The organism is uncultured Shewanella sp., assembly GCF_947491715.1.
Lineage (GTDB): Bacteria > Pseudomonadota > Gammaproteobacteria > Enterobacterales > Shewanellaceae > Shewanella.
Map to the genome: position 1 here is coordinate 42,725 of NZ_CANLKR010000007.1, position 19,669 is coordinate 62,393.

At 41.2% G+C, this 19,669-nt stretch carries 17 protein-coding genes; 7 read left to right on the forward strand and 10 right to left on the reverse strand.

Features of this window, described 5'->3' with window-relative positions:
• The first annotated feature begins 11 nt into the window (after positions 1-11).
• The gene (folE, locus tag Q0779_RS07650; RefSeq protein ID WP_298771258.1) at positions 12-671 is read left to right on the forward strand and encodes a GTP cyclohydrolase I FolE; all 660 of its coding nucleotides are present in this window, start codon (positions 12-14) and stop codon (positions 669-671) included.
• Between the two features lie 160 nt (positions 672-831).
• On the opposite strand, the gene pyrE is transcribed toward folE, so the two are convergent.
• Together pyrE and rph are read right to left on the reverse strand one after the other, a co-directional pair.
• Positions 832-1,479, reverse strand: coding sequence for an orotate phosphoribosyltransferase (gene pyrE / locus Q0779_RS07655; protein WP_298771260.1), 648 nt, complete (start codon positions 1,477-1,479; stop codon positions 832-834).
• A 101-nt stretch (positions 1,480-1,580) separates the two neighbouring features.
• The gene (gene rph / locus Q0779_RS07660) at positions 1,581-2,294 is read right to left on the reverse strand and encodes a ribonuclease PH (protein ID WP_298771262.1); all 714 of its coding nucleotides are present in this window, start codon (positions 2,292-2,294) and stop codon (positions 1,581-1,583) included.
• Positions 2,295-2,535: 241 nt separating this feature from the next.
• On the opposite strand from rph, the gene Q0779_RS07665 reads away from it, so the two are divergent.
• Positions 2,536-3,399, forward strand: a complete 864-nt coding sequence (locus Q0779_RS07665) for a YicC/YloC family endoribonuclease (RefSeq protein WP_298771264.1) — start codon at positions 2,536-2,538, stop codon at positions 3,397-3,399.
• Positions 3,400-3,523: 124 nt separating this feature from the next.
• On the opposite strand, the gene Q0779_RS07670 is transcribed toward Q0779_RS07665, so the two are convergent.
• The 4 genes from Q0779_RS07670 to Q0779_RS07685 all read right to left on the reverse strand — a co-directional run bounded on the left by Q0779_RS07670 (position 3,524) and on the right by Q0779_RS07685 (position 8,613).
• Positions 3,524-4,780, reverse strand: coding sequence for a type II toxin-antitoxin system HipA family toxin (locus Q0779_RS07670; RefSeq protein WP_298771265.1), 1,257 nt, complete (start codon positions 4,778-4,780; stop codon positions 3,524-3,526).
• On the reverse strand, positions 4,777-5,100 hold the full coding sequence (locus Q0779_RS07675) for a helix-turn-helix transcriptional regulator (protein ID WP_298771267.1): 324 nt from the start codon (positions 5,098-5,100) through the stop codon (positions 4,777-4,779). Before Q0779_RS07675 ends, Q0779_RS07670 begins: the two co-directional genes overlap by 4 nt.
• A 671-nt stretch (positions 5,101-5,771) precedes the next feature.
• Positions 5,772-6,467: a hypothetical protein gene (locus tag Q0779_RS07680; protein ID WP_298771269.1), complete on the reverse strand. Its 696-nt coding sequence runs from the start codon at positions 6,465-6,467 to the stop codon at positions 5,772-5,774.
• 22 nt (positions 6,468-6,489) lie between these two features.
• Positions 6,490-8,613: a hypothetical protein gene (locus Q0779_RS07685; RefSeq protein WP_298771271.1), complete on the reverse strand. Its 2,124-nt coding sequence runs from the start codon at positions 8,611-8,613 to the stop codon at positions 6,490-6,492.
• 540 nt (positions 8,614-9,153) lie between these two features.
• On the opposite strand from Q0779_RS07685, the gene Q0779_RS07690 reads away from it, so the two are divergent.
• Positions 9,154-12,351 (forward strand): DUF3427 domain-containing protein, encoded by a 3,198-nt coding sequence (locus tag Q0779_RS07690; RefSeq protein WP_298771273.1) that lies wholly within the window; start codon positions 9,154-9,156, stop codon positions 12,349-12,351.
• Positions 12,352-12,355: 4 nt separating this feature from the next.
• On the opposite strand, the gene Q0779_RS07695 is transcribed toward Q0779_RS07690, so the two are convergent.
• Positions 12,356-13,099, reverse strand: a complete 744-nt coding sequence (locus Q0779_RS07695; protein WP_298771275.1) for a hypothetical protein — start codon at positions 13,097-13,099, stop codon at positions 12,356-12,358.
• A gap of 315 nt (positions 13,100-13,414) precedes the next feature.
• On the opposite strand from Q0779_RS07695, the gene Q0779_RS07700 reads away from it, so the two are divergent.
• Together Q0779_RS07700 and Q0779_RS07705 are read left to right on the forward strand one after the other, a co-directional pair.
• Positions 13,415-13,867 (forward strand): helix-turn-helix domain-containing protein, encoded by a 453-nt coding sequence (locus Q0779_RS07700; RefSeq protein WP_298771277.1) that lies wholly within the window; start codon positions 13,415-13,417, stop codon positions 13,865-13,867.
• Entirely contained in the window at positions 13,867-14,412 is a 546-nt protein-coding gene (locus tag Q0779_RS07705) for a PIN domain-containing protein (protein ID WP_298771279.1), read from the forward strand. Before Q0779_RS07700 ends, Q0779_RS07705 begins: the two co-directional genes overlap by 1 nt.
• A gap of 387 nt (positions 14,413-14,799) precedes the next feature.
• On the opposite strand, the gene Q0779_RS07710 is transcribed toward Q0779_RS07705, so the two are convergent.
• Positions 14,800-16,050 (reverse strand): type II toxin-antitoxin system HipA family toxin, encoded by a 1,251-nt coding sequence (locus Q0779_RS07710; RefSeq protein ID WP_298771280.1) that lies wholly within the window; start codon positions 16,048-16,050, stop codon positions 14,800-14,802.
• Positions 16,047-16,352 carry a transcriptional regulator gene (locus Q0779_RS07715; protein WP_298771282.1) on the reverse strand — a complete coding sequence of 102 codons (306 nt, stop codon included), beginning with the start codon at positions 16,350-16,352 and terminating at the stop codon, positions 16,047-16,049. Before Q0779_RS07715 ends, Q0779_RS07710 begins: the two co-directional genes overlap by 4 nt.
• Positions 16,353-16,834: 482 nt before the next feature.
• Here Q0779_RS07715 and Q0779_RS07720 point away from each other — a divergent pair, with 482 nt between their 5' ends.
• The gene (locus tag Q0779_RS07720; RefSeq protein ID WP_298771283.1) at positions 16,835-17,797 is read left to right on the forward strand and encodes a hypothetical protein; all 963 of its coding nucleotides are present in this window, start codon (positions 16,835-16,837) and stop codon (positions 17,795-17,797) included.
• Positions 17,798-18,088: 291 nt separating this feature from the next.
• On the forward strand, positions 18,089-19,129 hold the full coding sequence (locus tag Q0779_RS07725; protein WP_298771285.1) for an HNH endonuclease signature motif containing protein: 1,041 nt from the start codon (positions 18,089-18,091) through the stop codon (positions 19,127-19,129).
• 47 nt (positions 19,130-19,176) lie between these two features.
• Here Q0779_RS07725 and Q0779_RS07730 read toward each other — a convergent pair whose 3' ends face one another.
• Complete coding sequence (locus tag Q0779_RS07730; protein ID WP_298771287.1) at positions 19,177-19,494, reverse strand: hypothetical protein; 318 nt, start codon at positions 19,492-19,494, stop codon at positions 19,177-19,179.
• Positions 19,495-19,669 lie beyond the last annotated feature (175 nt).

A 19,669-nucleotide genomic window follows, 5' to 3' on the forward strand; every position in this document is an offset into this window, starting at 1 on the left:
TGGAGGACACAATGACATTAACAGATCAAACATTAAGTGCATCCGCTCGCCAAGTACAAACCGCACTCATTGAGCGAGGCTTAGAAACGCCTATGTTACCTTGCGAGCTGTCAAAGGAAGAACGCAAACAACAAATTGAAGCCCATATGCACGGTATTCTCACGTTAATGTCATTAGATTTAAGCGACGACAGCTTATGCGATACACCAAGACGCATCGCTAAAATGTACGTCGATGAGATTTTCTCTGGTTTAGACTATGCGAACTTTCCGAAAATCACCGTCATTGAAAACAAGATGGGTTTCGATGAAATGGTGAAAGTGAAAGACATCAGCATGACCAGTACTTGTGAGCATCACTTGGTCACCATCGATGGTCTCGCCACTGTGGCCTATTTGCCCCGTAAGAACATCATTGGCCTGTCGAAAATCAACCGTATCGTACGCTTTTTTGCTCAGCGCCCTCAAGTACAAGAAAGGCTGACCCAGCAAGTGCTGGTAGCACTGCAAACCTTACTCGATACACAAGATGTGGCGGTTAAAATGGATGCGGTGCATTACTGCGTAAAATCACGGGGCATTATGGATTCCACCAGCTCAACCACCACCACGGCGCTGGGAGGCATTTTTAAATCCAATCCCGCTACTCGCGCCGAATTCCTACACCAGTAGAGAGCTTCATCAGTAGAAAGCTTCATCAGTAAAGAGCTACACCAGTAAAGTGCCTCATCGGTAAAGGTGTTTCATCAATGAAAAGCGGCATCAGTTGAGCATGTCGCCAACAAAAAAGCAGCGTAAACAACGCTGCTTTTCTCGTTCAAACTATCCCTTTTTAAGCGTCAATACCGTATTGGTCGCGATAAGCACTCACTGAGGCCAATTGTGGCTCCATGCCAGTCTGCTTGGATAAATATTGAATTAAGTCACCTAACTTGATGATCGAAATAATATCACAGCCAAAATCACGCTCCACCTCTTGAATGGCTGACAGTTCTCCCTTGCCTTTCTCTTGTCTGTCCAATGCAATGAGCACGCCGGCCAGCTGCGCGCCTTGAGCCCCAATAATCTCCATGGATTCTCGAATTGCCGTGCCGGCGGTGATCACATCATCCACCAACATCACTCGCCCTTGCAGTTCACTGCCGACTAAGCTGCCGCCTTCGCCATGATCTTTCTTTTCTTTACGATTAAAACAATAAGGTTTATCAATATCATGATGATCGCACAAGGCCACTGCCGTGGTGGTGGCAATAGGGATGCCTTTATAAGCTGGCCCAAATAACAAATCATATTCTACATTTGAGTCCATTAACGCAGCAGCATAAAAACGTCCTAAACGGGCAAGATCCCGCCCCGTATTAAACAGCCCAGCATTAAAGAAATAAGGACTCACACGACCTGACTTTAACGTAAATTCGCCAAATTTTAAGACACCGCGCTCTAAAGCAAACTCAATAAACTCACGTTGATACGCTTTCACTTTTTTCTCCTCATTGCTTAAAAAACATTGCTTAAAAAGACACACCCATAAAAAAGGACCCTCATTCGGATCCTTTAAATAATTATTTAATCATCAACAGATTAGCTCAACGCCGCTTTTTGGACATCGATAATTTCTCGAATACCATGCTTAGCCAGCTCTAATAAGCTTAATAACTCTTCATGGCTAAACGGCTCACCTTCAGCGGTGCCTTGCACTTCAATCATTTTACCGGTTTCAGTCATGACCACGTTCATATCGGTTTCAGCGGCGCTGTCTTCGATATATTCTAAATCACAGATGGGTTCACCCTTATAAATACCCACACTCACTGCCGCAATCAAGAATTTTAGCGGATTGGTCTTTAAAATACCTTTACCACGCGCCCAATTCAGCGCATCGACTAACGCCACACAGGCGCCCGTAATGGCTGCCGTACGGGTTCCGCCGTCGGCTTGGATCACATCACAATCAATCACTATGGTATTTTCACCTAACAGCTTCATATCCACTGCAGCACGTAATGCACGGCCAATAAGACGTTGAATTTCTTGTGTGCGCCCCGACTGTTTGCCTCGCGCAGCTTCGCGATTCATACGGCTATGAGTAGAACGCGGTAACATACCATATTCAGCCGTTACCCAACCTTGACCTTGTCCCTTTAAAAAGCGTGGCACCCCTTCTTCAAAACTCGCGGTGCACAATACTTTTGTTTCACCAAATTCCACCAGCACAGAGCCTTCAGCATGAGCAGTAAATTGACGAGTAATGGTAACGGGACGAGATTGAGCGGGCGTTCTATCGCTTGGGCGCATAGGGCGGTTCCTGTAATGTAAAGCCATAAACAATTGCTGCCTAGTATAAGGAGATGTGCGGCACTAAGCCATAGCAAAAACAGAAAAAAACGGCTTCTTCTGCATTATACCAAGACGCAGCTAAAGTGAAGGCTGATAGTCGACAATCGTCTCGAAAAAGCGAAAAGCTTTTGACGCCCCCCCTCAGCTGGTTATAATTCCTTATCATTAGGACGCACTTCATTAATACTGGGAAAAACGCATGATCCAAAGTATGACAGCTTACGCACGCATTGAACATAAAGCCGATTGGGGCAACGCCTCATGGGAAATCCGCTCAGTCAATCAGCGCTATTTAGAAACATACTTACGCCTACCTGAGCATTTTCGTAGCTTAGAGCCCTTATTAAGAGAGCGCCTTCGTAAACGCCTGAATCGTGGCAAAATTGAAGTGAATCTTCGCTATGATTTTAACGATAGTGAAAACAGTGAATTACAGCTAAATGAAGCCCTTGCCAAACAACTGGTTAACGCTGCCAACTGGATAAAAAAAGAAGCCAAACATGGCAAGCTTAACTTAGTCGATGTGCTGAAATGGCCAGGCGTGATGTCCAGTGCCGAAAAAGACATGGATGCTGTGGGCAAAGAACTGCTTAACGTGTTTGATGATGCCATTAGCCAATTTATTGAAGCGCGCGGCCGTGAAGGGGAAGCGATCACCCAAATGCTCAATACACGCCTTGATGCCATTGTTGAGCAAGTCGCCATAGTCCGTGAACATATGCCAAGCGTGATTGAATGGCAGCGTGAAAAACTCACCCACCGCCTCGATGAAATCACCGGTGAGCTGGATCCTGCTCGCATGGAACAAGAAATGGTGATCTTAGCGCAAAAAATGGATGTGGCCGAAGAAATGGACAGACTCGATGCCCACATTGTTGAGACTCGCCGTATTCTCGAAAAAGGCGGCCCACAAGGTCGTCGTCTCGATTTTATGATGCAAGAATTTAACCGTGAGTCCAACACCTTGGCCTCTAAATCTATTAGCACGGATGTCACGGCCGCCGCTGTCGAACTGAAAGTATTAATCGAGCAAATGCGCGAACAAATTCAAAATATTGAATAGTGTCCAAAGCTGTATTGCAACATCTTTAAGCATTAAAAAATACAGCAACTTAATAAAAGTCCTTTTCCATTACCGTATTCTTTAATACGCCATTAACCACCACTCGCTGGTGGTTAATGTGATTTCAAATGATCTTAAAATCGTCAGTTAATGCAGCCCAATGAGTTCGTAAAAGATCTTTATGTTCACCTAGCATAGGCAATGCTGCAAGCATTTCTGGCCATAGTAATCGCGCTTGCTCTACGGTATCGAGGAGATGTGGTTTAACGGCAGCCCACGGAACACCTACCGTATTGGACCACTTCTCAAAGTGCTGCATCGTTATTTCATACCACTGCTTAGATTTTGCCATGTTCAAAGCAAGATTATCATCTTGTATGTAAGGAGAGGTGAACACGACATCATACAGCGGCGACAAACGAGGAGAACGTTGATCTTTATAGATGATAGTCCAGTTCTTTAGATGCGCATCACCATTAGCTAACAAGATATTAATCAGTAATCTTCTTGCCATTTGCTGCACATCGCCTAAGCGATCTTTGCTAGTACGGAATAGCACTTGCCCTAACTGCTCATAGTTCACTTTCTGATATTTATCGACAGGATATAGGCCAAAGATCTGAGCAAAGTCTTCAGTATGCACTCTTCCTTTGTGAGTACGATCAAAACGCTTTATGCCGTAAGCATATGTTTCATCGGGGAGTCTGATATTAGGCAGTCCCGCTAACTCATCAAGTTTAATGAGACGTATATTCGGGATCGTAGCGCCAGCGGCTTCGGCTAATGTCATACAGGTATACTCATTGACAGAGACACCTTTATGTACCGTTGAAGGCGTTTTAATAATCCACATATCGTCAGAGATATCCTGATCAATGTGATAGCGGCCATCGACATGAGAAGATGAGAACTTCATCTGTACGCCAGCAAGCGAGAATTTAGTATCTGCATGCTTAACGTTAATCTGCTGAGGCTCGGTCACTAAACGTTGTTCTAATGCCCATGTTGGCATATCTCCCGCCTTAATCGGTGTAGCCACCAATGCACCGGGTAAATGAGCCCCTAAATAGGCCAAAATCGAGAACTCGTTATTGACATGGCATTGAAGGGCTTGCGCCACACTCTCTCTTAAAATCCCTTCTGGTAATAAATTAGATAATACTGGCGGTATTTTTTCACTGCGGATTTGAGGCTTAGTAAAATAATGAGGATCTTGAAGCTGTCTAAGTGTCAATACTGGCCTCTCATGCTTTGGCATTGCAATATATGTAGGATTAAAACTCAGTATGTTCTTTCCCCCCGCATAATGCGCAAGCACACCAATATCGATTCCATGTAACTTGATATGTAGGCCTTCAACTTGCTCTGTTTGTTTGCTCATTTTTGATCCTCAGAGCCAAACCAAAACCCTAAATCATCGGAGTCATCTTCAAGTGAACCCACACAGCCCTCACTTGACGTGGCGTCTAATGTCGATTGTTTAAGCTTACTTTTTGTAGGGCTTTCTTTAGGGCCAATAGTGAGTTCCATATTCAAGCCCTCTAACACACGTAATAGCGTCGACAACTTCATATCACTACCCGCTTCGATACGCTGATATTGCTGCTGCTTCATACCGATACGCATGTACATATCTTTTTGTTCCATCTGTAGCTGTTTACGTCGAGATGAAAGTAGTTTGCAAATTTGTTCAATCGTCATCACACCCAACCTCAAACAATATAAAAGTTGTATTCAAGCCCATAAACAACTTTGTTATTGTAAAAATAGTCATAAACAACACTATAGTTGTATTCAAGCCTACAAACAACTTTATGGTTGTAAAAATAACCATAAACAACTTATTTGCTGTATTAGGGCCGCATATCAGCGGGTATCATCTAAAAGTGACAATCACATGACCAGATAAGGATTGTAGAGAAAGCGCTTTCATCGCTGAAATGCAGTGCGCTCAACTGACCAGCGAATAGCGAATAGCGAATAGCGAATAGCGAATAGCGGATTATGCTGGCCAAGGCCGAAGGCAATACAAAAGACTCGGAACTGACCAGCACAGAAGTGGTGTTTGAAACAGAACAAGCAGCCGATCTACCGCCATTTTTTTGATGCTAAGGTGGATTCGGGAGTGCGACTAATTATGAGGTTCATGAGTTGTTTTTTGACTACCACGGTATTCTCGCCGCCTTTGCATGGGGCGGTTTTTCCCATATTTTAACCGATGCCATGACCGTCTCCAGTGTGCCGTTTACCTTTTTTTATAAACAATAGGACTGGGCAGGCAGCCATTGACCTTATAAAAAGTACCAAGGCATCATCGATGCCTCGGAGTGGAAGAAAAACCGCTTTAGGATTTTGTGATTTAATGCAAAAGCCTATTCAAACCCCATCAAGGTCCATTCATCGGCTACATCCCAGAAGTTGAGATCTAACATAGGCGCATCACTACTCCACCAAAGCAAAGCTGCAATATCGTTGTTATCTTTAAACTCAAAACACAAATAACCGCCCGCACCGTTAGTGTACACCGCTAATGTTTTAGAGAGATCGACAGGAGGCATGTCAATGTCATCCAAAATGCCCCATTCTTCATCAGCTAAAAAGAAGAAATCTTCGACGGGTGACAACCCCATAGAACCTGATGCTAAACAATACCAACCATTATGGAATTGCTCATAAAACTGACACATCTTCTCTGGTAACAATGACCATGAATCCGCCACCGCAGGAGACATTTGCATTGTTTTTGGGTTACGTGCTTCGTAGTAGGTAATATCAGGATCATCTTCAGATATCACCCCATAAACTAAACAATAACCGTATTGATGGTGAACTAAATCAATACTCACGATATTAGTATGTAAATAAAACAAAACCTCTGACATTTCAGAAGATAAAGGCTGCCAATAAGACAGCGCTTTATTAAACCGTTCCTTCCCCTCTAGAGCCAAAATACTTAGCCAACTTTGTGGGATTAATTTTTGCTCATCTAACGTAAGTTGAGACAAGCTTAAAACCTTAGGCTCACTTACATAATCATTTAAATAACTCAACAAGTTATCTTCACTCATTGTTAATATCCTTTAATTTTATTTATTGGACTAACTTGTCAATTTTGACTTGCAATTCAACTTCTACTGTCTTTTCTACTTCCATCATTTTAGATCTGAATTCTGGATTTACTGGAGTACCTGTTTTCTTATGCTCTGTCCATTCTGCATATGTCTTTGCACCTTTAGACGTATTAGCTGAGGCACTTAAACCAATAAAATTCTCAGGTGTATTTAACACATCAACTTGCTTTTCAAATGTCAATTTTTCAAACCCATCCATACGGGTGATTTTTTCCATAGGAACAATGTGATCGGCTTGAAGTTTTTTAGTCACTTCCATACCTGGTAATGCTTCATCAGGCATTGGAAGGGAAACACCTTTATTGACTTCTTTACGCATTGCTTTATTTGGCGTTTTCTTTCTAAGATCCGCATATAGAGCATCTGAGATCTTACGCTTACCTAACCGCGCACCAGTTGGCTTAGTTGGTGTGGAATTTACAGCAATTTTGTCTTCAGATGTAGCTAAATTTTCATTGGTATTTTTATCATTAGCGTTACTCGTAACACTCCCCTTCGCTGGTGCCTTCTCTTTCAAAGGCGTCACAAAAGTGCGGGTATTGAGATCCGCTTCATGATTAGGGATGGATGGATCTTTTTTATACAGCTGTTTTTTGGTGTTGTTGTTGCGCACCACTTTGAGGGCGTCTTTCATCTCGCCAAGTACTTCAACGGTTTCTTCTAGCACTTTGCCTGCCTTACGGCCATTGGCGGCAAGCAAGAGTGAAGCGCAGGCAATGGGGCCACCGACGCCACCTGCAAGGGTGCCAACTGCGGTACCGCCACTGACTACGGCGGTGTCCATACCCAATTGCGTGACATGATACGCACTCATTTCCACTACTTTGTCGGGCGGCAGGGCGGCCAACATGCGCGCCGGTAAACTGGCAATTAACTCACGGCCTTGGCTGTCGCTGAGTAACAAAATCAGCATTTCCATGGTTTCCGCCGCTTCCCACATGCCTTGTTTACCGCGCTCTTTCCATGCTTGGAATTTATCTTCCAGCGCATCCACATCACCCGTGGCAATGGCCTCGATGAGCATAGTGACGTTAATGTCTGCCGCATCTAACAGATCACCAAAATCCCCTAAGTCGGGTAGATATTCGGTTACGCCGCTGGCAGCACCGGATTGCGCGGCCTTGGCCATGTCCCAGGATTGGCTTAAAAAAGACTGATTATTAAATGCCTGGCTTTGTTGATTTAGCTCATCCAGTTTGTGATTAACCGCATCCGCAAACGCTTGAGTGACTGGTACCTTTTGCTGCTGACTTTGTTGCTGATTGAGTTTATCGAAAGCATGCTGAGCACTTTGTTTAGCTTTGTTGTTAATGGCGTTGTCGAGCTTGGTATAGGCGTTATCAAGCTTATTTTGTGCCTCAGCCGCTAAGGCTTCATCGCCAAATAAGATGAAAGCCGCGTGGTTAGTGTTTGGTTGTACTTCTGCTTTACCATGCTTATCTAACGTGCCCGTGATTTGAGTATTTTTACCATCTTCCATGATGACGGTATAAGGCACATTGGCTGCCTTGGTTTGCTCTTTATCGTCGTACACCAATTTAAAAATCAGTCGATTGGGGGCCATGGCAAAGGTATCGGCCACCTTCTTTTTGGGTGGCTTTGGCGGCGGTTCCTTAATCACTGGCTCTTTTGTCAACGGCTTCATGGGGAGCGCGGGATGCAGATTACCCGATGACGGGCTTTGATAAGGGTTGCCGCCAATATTAATCATGCCACCTGCGGTGCCTAAGCGAGCATCGATAGCCTTAATGACATCCTTTGGATACGCGGTATTGATGGCCGGACTTATTTGCCTGACTTGCGCAGGCTTAAGGCTGTAAAGAATGATTTTGACTCTGTCTTCAGTGCTTAACTCAGCCTTGGGAAAGTCCATGATGAACATGGGCGCACGGGGACTATTTTGAGAAACAGGCATGAGGAGGAGTTTATCACCGCGAGTCAAGGCGGTTTTAAGGCTTGATAATGACTCACCCGTGGCAAGGTAAGCCTTTAACTCGTTATCTTTTAGATATGAAAAATCCGTTTCAATGCTTAACGCTTCATGCTCCATCAATTGATGGAGTTGCACTACCTTCCCTGACATACCGCTCCCTATTCCCTTATTATCTTTCTTTAAGTACGCCTTTACTTAAAATCTTTTACTTAAAAATGGCAACCTTCCCTAAGAGCGGTTAATTTACCACAATGGGTTAATATTAAAAGGGATTTATTTGTCCTATTGTGGGCGCACTTTCACAACCTCAGGCTAGAAAGCGAGTCATTGGGGCCTCTCCACGATCCTTCGTTCTGCTTTTCAAATAACCTATCGGCTCATTATCGATGACGTGAAAGGATTTTTTATTGCAGCTTTTGTAGAGAGTCAGGCCCCGCTTGCTGGTAAAGCGCCACTCTTGCTAGTAAAGCATTAATTACGCGACTATCTGTAGAATGTGCAGAGAAAAGTTGTAGAGAAAGCGTTTTCATCGCTGAAACGCAGTGCGCTCAATTGACCAGCAGAGACGTGGTATGCCGAGAGAACTTTAGCCATTTGAACACAATGACTTAAAACCCTCCTCTTACTATCGTTTATTATTCTTTTCGAATAATATACTGGCTGATAATCAATGAAATAAAAGGATTTTTTATGGTTCAGTCCGGTTTGTATGAACAACTCATCACACAACTTGTCAAACAAAATTTGGATCATGACTCTTTTTATGTGGGTGAAAGGCAATTAGAAGCGGGTGAAGCGAGTACATGGCTGTCACGATTTTTAACCCGTATCATTGAAATAGCAATTGACTCAGTTCCTCAGGGTGACAAGCGAGTTACAACCCAAATAGACTTAGCTAACACCATCATCCAATGGCTAAGTGAACACATTCAAGATCCTGACTTAATCACAGAAAATTTAATTGATAGCCAAGGGAAAATACTAACTGCGCTATTTGATAAAAATGACCCCATTGCTGCAGACTTACCTACCTATGTAAAATCAGTCATGCCATTCACAGGATTGACTCAAAGTGAGTTGTTTTGCGGTAGTAATGTCGGCATCTCCCTCGAAACGGAAATTAAACGTGAAATACAATCCTCAGACACCATATATTGGCTCGTCTCTTTTATAAAATGGACTGGCATTCGAATATTCAAAAATGAATTAGAGGCCTTTACTCGCAGTGGTAAACAACTCAAAGTCATTACCACATCTTATATGGGGGCAACGGATGCTAAAGCGGTTGAGTTTTTATCGAGCCTTCCCAACACAGAAATCAAACTGAGTTACAACACTAACAGAGAACGATTACATGCTAAGTCCTATTTGTTCATGCGAAAAACTGGCTTTCATACAGGCTATATTGGCTCATCCAATCTTTCACATTCAGCATTAACCAATGGGCTAGAGTGGAATTTAAAAATTACTTCGCAAGAAATCCCACATATTATTGAAAAATCACTCAGCACTTTTGAAACCTACTGGGAGTCTCCCGATTTTGAAGTTTTTGATGGAGAAATTGAAAGTAAAGAAAAACTTATCAATGCCCTACATGAAGCAAGAGGCATAACCGATAGCTCAACACAGCATTTCTATTTTGATATAACCCCCCATTCTCACCAACAAACTATTTTAAATAAGTTACAAACCGAACGTGATTTACACTCTCGATACAAAAATTTAATTGTTGCTGCAACCGGTACTGGTAAAACTATTATTTCAGCTTTTGATTTTAAACGCTTTTACCTATCCAACCCTGAAGCAACATTTTTATTTATTGCTCACAGAGAAGAAATCCTTAAACAAGCTCGCAACGCATATAGAGGAGTACTCAAAGATAGTACCTTTGGTGAATTATGGGTTGGCGAAAACAAACCACTAAATCACAAACACTTATTCGCCTCAGTCCAAAACTTAAATAACAACATTGACAATTTAGCACTCCGTAAAACCTACTTTGACTATATTGTTATCGATGAAGTTCATCATATTTCTGCCAGCAGTTACCGCTCAATACTAAACCATTTCACCCCCAAAATATTACTCGGACTCACAGCCACTCCTGAAAGGCATGATGGTGCCAATATCCTCAATGATTTTGATGACACCATTGCCGCTGAAATAAGGTTACCTGAAGCAATAAATCAACGCCACCTTGTACCTTTTCAGTACTTTGGAATTGATGACGGAACTGACTTAACCCGAATAAGTTGGAACAAAGGACGATACGACTCTAAAGAGTTAACCAATATCTACACTCACGATGATCAAAGAGTTAGAAATATCATTAATAGCTTACAAGATATCATTACAGATATCCCTCAAATGAGGGCACTCGCTTTTTGTGTTAATAAAGATCACGCCAACTTTATGTCAAGAAAATTCAATCACTACAATATTTCCAGTGATGTATTAACAAGTGATAACGCCCGTGAACGAGGCACCCAACAACAACGCCTAAAATCTAAACAAATAAATGTTTTATGTGTCGTCGATATTTTCAATGAAGGTGTAGATATTCCCGAACTTGATACCTTACTTTTTTTACGGCCAACAGAAAGTTTAACTATTTTCTTACAGCAACTTGGGCGAGGACTCAGGCTAATAGACGGAAAAGAATGCTGCACCATTCTAGATTTTGTGGGTAATTCTCGTCCAGAATACAATTTCACAGATAAATTTAGAGCCTTGGTAGGCAAAACAAATCAAGGAATAGAAAAAGAAATCAAACAAGATTTTCCGCATTTGCCCTTAGGCTGCAGAATAGAGCTACAAAAACAAACTCAAGATATGATTTTAAAAAATATTAGGCGCGCAATACTCAACAAAAATAAGTTGATAAACCTCATTAATAACTTCCCGCATGTCACTAATTTAGCCCTCACTCTAGAAAATTTTTTACATATACACCCCAATATTCAACTAGAGGACATTTATAAAATTAAGAATGGCAAGATAGGTGGCTGGTCAGCCTTAGTTGAACAAAGCAAAGGTAATGATGTAACAGATGACAAACAAAAAGAGATTTATGCAGCTTATTATCGTGCAATTAACAATCGACTACTAAATTGTACCTCTGTCTCCTATTTACGCTTCATCCAAACATTATGTCAGAATGACTTTACTTTAAAATCACCTATTGGCACAGATACATCCAATCATCTACAACAATTTTCACTCATGTGTCATTATGACTTTTGGGATAAAACAGGTGATCAGCTTGAATTTAATAATATCTCAGAAAGTTTAAACATGCTAAAACACCCTAAACTCCAAAATGAATTAAACTCCACCCTGACAATACTCATTAATCGACTCGATATCAGCGAATTTGATATACCTAAAACCAGCAACGAAACAGTTGATACGTCCCCCCTTAAAATGCATGTTCGCTATCCTAAAGAACATATTTTAATTGCTTTTGGTGACACAACGTTCAGCAAAAAATCATCTAGTCGTGAAGGTGTCCTTAACATCAAAGAAGCAAATGTCGAATTGCTATTTGTCACCCTCGATAAGTGCGAAAAACAATTTTCAGCAACCACTATGTACCATGATTATGCAATCAGCCCTACATTATTTCATTGGCAAACACAAAATAGCGCCAAACCTAATACTGGAAAAGGATTAAGCTATATAAAACAAAAAGATAGCAATAAAGCCATATTATTATTTGTGAGGGAAAAAGCCAAAGATGAAAATAATAAAACAATAGGTTTTGTCAATTTTGGTCCCGTTGATTTTGTTAAATATGAAGGCAGTCAACCAATGAATATCACATGGAAACTCAAACACCCGATGCCAGCCTATTTATGGACAGACACAGCAAAATTAGCCATGGGTTAACTTACTAAACAGAAGGAGAATATTCTTTTGGCGGATGCAGATTTGAGGGTATTGAATCCTTTTTTTGCTCCTTCTGTTCAATTACGAACTCTATAAGACTTATATGCTTTGTCATGCCATCTACTACTGAATGGAAAAAACAACACAGCATATAAATGAAAAGGTAAACAAAGGGAAACATAAACAACCACTCATCTTTTAAAACGCCTTCTTCAAACCTTACTTCTTTATACAAAGCAATGAATAAGGTCACCACACCAGGAATAAGACCTAACTTTTCCAATTTACCAAAAAAAAGTCCTGCGGTTTTTTCTAGTTTATCTTTTTTCACTTGCAGCCGAATTGATACTAATTCTAATTCATTTTTCTCCCTTAGATTAAAAATACCAATGTACTGCATATCTAATTCATGGCTATATTTCATTCTGTTATAAACACTTACTAGCGGGTTGCTAATAAAATTCCTTTTTAATTTAATAGCCACAAAATCGCGTAACAATGGGTAGATACAATATCCCAAATAGCTAAAAGCTAATAAATTAAGCGCCCAGTCAATACTATTTTTATCTTCGTATGCAAAGGCATGGATTATAAACGCTAGAGAGGCAAAAAATATCACCACAAAAAAATAAAATACTACCATTAACCACTTTGGTTTCGATGATTTTAATTTCACTTGTTCCTTTTTTATAACTTCAATCTCAGCCTGACTTAAGTCACACAAATCATCGTAAATTGCTCTCTCCATCAAATATCCTTTTCTAGGTTTGATAAAGGGATAAAACTAGCTCACATTCCCTCACCCACACAATCACCTAAAGGCACTAAAGCCCTACTCTTTACCACTTTCAACCTGTTCCCACATGCAATACAAAAGCCCCACTATTTACAAAAGCCCCACTCTTCTACAAAATGCCTCCCTCTACTTCAATGGCTCACGCCAACGGCTTTCGAATAACACGAATGTTGCGAATAATGCGAATATTGACAAAGTTTCGAATATTTCGGATAATTAGGGGTCAAGCATTATTACACAACATTTAAAAATAGGAAAAAACCAATCATGAGCGTATTAACCCCCTTGCCCAGCGCTGAAGAAATCGCTTTAGCCAAATTGAGCAGCAGAGAAATGTCAGCCATTTTGCAAATGAATAACGAAGCACAGGCAATCAACTTAATGACCAAAGATGGTCAATCACATGTCGTCACTTTACCCTCAAGTGCAATGAAACTCATGATAGAAATATTGACACAATTAGGCCAAGGCAACTCTGTCAGTATCACCCCGATACATGCCGAACTCACGACTCAAGAGGGAGCGGATCTATTAAATATGTCACGCCCTACCTTCATTAAATTACTGGATAGCAATATTATCGCTCACACGCGTAAAGGAAATCGCCGAAAAGTTGCATTTGGCGATGTACAATCATACAAAGAAAGCTTAGAAAAGAAACGATTAGAGTCACTCAATGAATTATCTTCACTAGATCAAGAGTTAGGTATGGGCTATTAATGACACAATATACGGTAATATTTGATGCTTGTGTTCTCTACCCAGCCCCTTTACGAAGTTACTTAATGTACCTTGCTAATACTGGGTTATTCAGAGCTAAATGGACCGAGCAAATTCATGATGAATGGATACGTAACCTTCTCATGAATCGCCCAGATTTAAACCCTAAAGCACTCGATAAAGTGAGACAACTCATGAATAAACATGTTCCTGATTGTCTCGTGAGTCATTATGAACCATTGATTGATAGTATCAAGCTACCTGACTTGGATGATAGGCACGTTGTCGCCGCCGCAATTAAAGGGCAAGCCGAGGCCATTATTACGTTTAATTTAAAAGATTTCCCCTCACAGTCCTTAGATAATTTAAATATCTCTGCTATTCATCCAGATGAATTTCTGAGCGATATGTATGAGCTTAATCCAAGTGCTTGTATCACAGCTGCACACCAACATCGTACTAGTTTAAAAAATCCCCCTTTTACAGGCTCTAGCTACTTGGATTGTTTACTTAAACAACAACTACCTAGTTTTGTCTCCACCTAAATTCGAACAATAAGAAAAGAGGCGAGCAATGGAAATGATTATTTAAACCCTTCCTTTATATTTTTCGTGATACCAAAGACGCGATGTAAGGAATTGCTGTAAATGACTCAATTCCTCAACCTCCCTTTTTCCTACTCTTCTACCCCCCCTACTCCCTTCCACTTTCAACCTGAGCCCTCAACTCTCTCTCCACTTCTACAAAACTCCACTCTTTACAAAATCCATCACCTTCCTCTCATCTTCCCCATCACCTTCAAACCTAGCAGCCTTGTTGCATAAAAAGACACAACATTAAAACCGAGTCAGAAAAATCATTAGATTTGTACAAACAACTCGATGAAGCCTTTGTAAAATAAAGCTGGCGAAAACGGACTCATATAAAATCGACTACACATTAAAGGCTGCTTGCTTCATTAATTGCTGCGTCCTGCTTATCCCCAAGCGATCCGCGACTTGTCGCCATTTTTTCACTGCATTCAGTACCTCATCATAAATTTGAGTAGCCTCAGCATGCGTTAAACGAAAGAAATCGATCACCTCAAATGCTAAACCATAATCTAGGGCATTGGCGGTATCGGTAATGTTTAGGTGTAACCCTTGTTTGCCGACAATGGGGTTTAAATCGTAAGCTGGCGATAACTTCCATCCTTGACTCGTTAATAGAAAACCATGATTACGGAGATGATCGTCGGTATTGGATATCGCAATATTAAACACGATTCGACGCCATAGCTGAGCTAAATCCATCTTGGTTTGTGCACCTTGGTTAGTCAGGAACTCCGCGATTTCAAGATAACTGGCGCCTTCGGAAGGCTCACCATCATAGTATTGAAGTTGCGTCATCGCCGATGAAAAATGAAGTCGTTTGCAGCCAACACGATCAAAACGTTTAGTGATAAAGGTATGATGCTGCGATGAAAATTTGCGTATTTCACTTGAAAACATCTCAATCCCTGCGGCCAATGCCAACTCGTAACACAGCATTTCCCAGATTCCGACATCAACAGTATCATTTTGATTAGGGAATTTAGCTATCCAAAGTTGGTTATGTTCATCGGTGACGCACGCTTTAGGCCTTGCCCCGCCCAACGAAGAGCCGGGGGAAATAAGCATATTGAGCCAGCGATAGTACTCATCACTCTCAATATTTTCATCTTTTTCAATTTGAATAGCAGCGTGTTCGAGCTCTCTTAATGACGCCATGGGAGGCGCTGAAAATTCGTCATTGTTATCAAGAAAATCCTGTGAGTGGGATCGCTTGAATCGGATCCCCCCCATTCGGTACGAGTCATGTACGCCCAATAAATAGTCCAACTCACTTAAGCGACCACTGCTTCGTAAACCTTTGCGGTGCTCAATCGCAGCTCGGCGCTGCATGAGAATTCGCCCCCAGCGATCCGGTGAAGAGTCCAAAAAAGCGCGGAAGTTTTTATCGGCAGCATCGTTGTACAATTCACCACTATGAAGGGTAAGTAGTGGATCTATCTGTAAGCGATATGCCGATTTTAAAAATGTATTGTCATACGCAAAACTAAATACCCCACCACGGCTAGAATCACTGTAAGTTAATTTTCCAAGCAATAAGGGGATCGCTATGGGGTCCCAAGAAGCATAAACCTCAACGACACTGCGGCTCATTTACCACCATCCAAGAGTTTAATATTTTGCAGCTTGATACCGACTTCATCGAGGGCGGCTAACTCGGAAAAATTATCTTCCATTCCCAATACAGCCATTATTTTCAGGTAAGTACCAATAGCGACGCCTGGATCCCCTGCAAATGCCTTATTGACCGTTTTATTATCAAAGCCTGTACGTTCACAGATCATTTTTTTTGTGAAACCACGACGTTTCATCGCCAACAGCAAATCTTCACCAAAAGTACTCAATACCTTGCGCTGCTTAGGAAACAATACTTTATGCAAGTCTCTCTTTGCCATGAATTCACCTATAAACGGACTATAATCCCATTTTAAATCTATTAATAGGAATATAGTCCTTTAAAAATATAAATTCAACCTAAGTATTTAAAATAAAAACGGGACTATAATCCCATTTTTAGGCCATTAATGGGAATAGAGTCCTACTTTTGATTTTCGATTCCTTCTCCCTTCATTTCTCCGTTCGTTTCTCACTTGCCTCCTCTCACTTATCTGCTCTCACTTATCTGCTCTCGATTCGGCCGCCATAGGCTTAACCCATTGCTCATTGCGACTTAAGGTTAGTCGACCTAATGCTAATTGCTCACCACCAATGATAATCATTATCATCAACCTTCTTGAAGTTAACTTTTACGCTACAGATTATTAAAAAATGTTCGACTTAAGCCTCATTGCGCGAAAAGACGACTCATAACTATTATATCGATGTGACCTAATGTCATGAAACTCTTTACGAAAAGTAAATATTAGAAAGGCTACCCATGCAAATTATTAAACCACTGACACTGTCTTTATTGGCAACTGGATTGTTCAGCGCTGTTAACGTTTCTGCTGCAACAGAAACAACCCTACTGACTTGCAATGGATGCTCGCCGACTCAAATGGAAGCAGTAACACAACACCACTTAAGAACACACAAGGATGAAGTCATTGCGGTTGTCGATTACCAAAATGAACAGGCTAGCAAATTCCAAGTGAATCAAGTCACCAATAAATACGGTAAAACCGTTAATGAACTCATGACTGTCGATTTGACGGCAGAAGAGTCTGACAATATCAATGCTATCATTGAAGCCCGTAAAGCACTGGTTGCATTAATGCCTGAATCTGTGGTTGTGACCCCAGAAGCGACTGATGGCACCAAATCACATTTTCATGCCCACATGCTGACAACCAAGCCTTCATTTAATTTTGATTATCAATACCTTTACTACGGTAGCTTTACACAACAGGTTAATGTGTATGACTTCATGCAAGCCTCTTATTTACGTAACAAGGCTTATCATGAATATTTTGGTGACAACTACACGACCTACCTTTTCAGCACGCTGTCAAAAGCCTTGATTAGCTTTAAATTACCCTATGACATTTATGATGGTATTGGCTTGCATATGAACATTCAGTTCGAAAATGCAAACCATGAATCTACGGGCTCGGCACAAGTCGCCATCGACCCGAAAAAAGAAACCTTCAATGTGATCTCGGCCAGCGATGCAGACAAGAATACCATTCCAGTGAAAAAAGAAGAAATTGCAGGCCAAATGTTTGCCTTTACATCTAATGATAATAAAGCCGCATTTGACAGCTACATTGAGCAATTCTCTTCTGCTACAGAGAAATGTCAATCAGTAAACAATCGTCAATTAGGCGAAGTGTCACTGCATACGTATCAATGCTCTGAAACTAAAGCTGAAACGGCAACTGAAACCGCTTCTGCAAAATAAGCCCCATGCTCAATAAGTGCAATCAAGGTTAGCTTGATTGCACTTTCTACACCAATCCATCGCCATCCTTCAGCATCACGTCCATTCATCGATAAGCAAAATATAGCCAAAAAACCTTATCGACACACTTGGGTGTATAAAAAAAGTCAAAATTCACTCGCACCTTGCGTCATTATCAATTAGGCTTTGCCTTTAGCTTATAAAAGCAGCAGTATGAGGAGAGCAATACCCGTTTATTGAAAAGTGCCAATACTCATGGGTATGAATAAACAGCGAGAAGGATAAGCTTATATGGATAACAAAATCACACGCATTTGCTGGAATAGCCATCATTGGGCATCCCCTTCGGGAAAAGAAGGGAAAAGTTCAGATAAAGAAAATCTTGAATACAGCCAAGGTTACAGTTTTGAAGAATGGTTAGGTGAGCAAAGTCACCAAATTGACGGTTTCAAATATGCTTTTTTACCCGCTATCGATACCCATAATAATCGGCTCCAAGGCAATAAATGGAACATCTGGCTATACACGCTAAAAGACAACCGCAAGCTGTGCGTCGGTCATATCAAAAGAGCCTTATGTCTCACCGAAAAAGACGCTCAGGCGACACTGGATACCTATCAAAAAGAAGGCTGGTTAGACGAAATGAAAGCGCAGTTGAATGAACTGGATATCGATCCCACTTCATTAACTGAAGCGCCCGCGCTATCCATGTTTAATATCAAATTTAAACCCAAAGATTTAATTTGGTTTAAAGAGCCTAAAGATATTAGTCATCATTATGCTAATCACCGCTATGTCCTCATGGATTTAGTCGACCCTGATTTCAAAGAAGAACACTTGCTCGAAGACGATTTGTCTTTCGATTTAACCCATATTTTAGAAGCGCCGCACACAGTGAACGAAAAAATAGAAGCGGTGAATAACAGAATAGGGCAAGGCATTTTTAGACGCAACGTGATTGATTTATGGCAATCAGAACGCTGCGCCGTGACCTTAGTGGATATTGCTTGTATGCTCACAGCCACCCACATTAAGTCGTGGGAGCTGTGCAATGAAGAAGAAAAGCTCGATGGTGCCAATGGCCTTATGTTGTGTGCCCATGTTAGCCAATTATTCAGTAATCATTTAGCCACTTTTACGCCCAAAAATGGCCGTTACATTCTCGACGTCTCTTCCTGCATCGATCCCATGCAACTCAAAGGATTAGGCATTGAAAAGGACACTCAGCTCAGCACCGCACATTTAGACTTTGACTCACTAGAACGTTTTAAGCGCTACATTCAAGAACATAATCAAAAGTTTATTGAAACAAATACGTTTTACCATGAATAGGATCTGTTCTGATACCCCCCATAAAAACGAGGAGTGAGTCCTGTTATTCACTCCCCACTCTCAGCCGCACATTTTTCTCGATAGCTGTCGATCTCTTCTTGACTAAAAGTGATTCGATAACGCATTCGTGACAGAGTGTGCGCATCCTCTTTTTTACTATTCACTTGCACCAAAAAATACTCATAGTCTGAAAAATCCGCAGATAACGCCTCTAACTGACTCTCATCTGATACTTCAGCAAAAAAAATGGCCGCCGATAATCGCGTTAATAAATTCTCATAAGGTAACTCCCATTGCGCTAATACACCTGCTGACGCGAGTTGTGCCATTTTTTCTTTTACGGCATCAATATCTGGTACATACATAATGCACTCCTTTGTTATCAGTTTCATTGAGCATCATTAAACAATAATGACGCATAATGATTACTCATAAGAATAGTTGAACAATAAAAAGGTCACAAAGCTGAAAGTGAAAGGATAAAAAAGCGCCTATAAAAGGCGCTTTTTTAAATCAGTTAGCAAAACATGAATCCAACAT